This is a genomic window from Cellulomonas sp. GbtcB1, from assembly GCF_019091725.1.
Classification (GTDB): Bacteria; Actinomycetota; Actinomycetes; order Actinomycetales; family Cellulomonadaceae; genus Cellulomonas.
Window position 1 is genome coordinate 1 of sequence record NZ_JAGXJG010000655.1, and the last position, 231, is coordinate 231.

The 231-nt window shown below is 76.6% G+C and carries 1 protein-coding gene; it reads right to left on the bottom strand.

Going from position 1 to position 231, the window contains the following annotated elements; translation table 11 throughout:
* Window positions 1-231, bottom strand: a 231-nt coding sequence (locus tag KVT14_RS21695) for a hypothetical protein (RefSeq protein WP_217617421.1), incomplete at both ends; no start/stop codon positions are given.

The window sequence follows — 231 nt, forward strand, 5'->3', positions numbered from 1 at the left end:
CGGCTCGCCGCCCGCGGGGGCGAACAGGCGGATCTGGTTGCTGTCGTCGTCGCCGGCGAGGAAGTGGCCGTCGCCCACGTCGTACGCGGCCGAGGCGTCGGACATGCCGACGTAGGCCGCTGCGGTCGGGGCGGCCAGCGCAGCGGAGACCCAGTAGTCGAGCACCGAGGTCGCGGTGCGGCCGTCGGCGGTCGTGGCGGTGGCCGTGATCGGGGCGCGACCGGCGGCCGT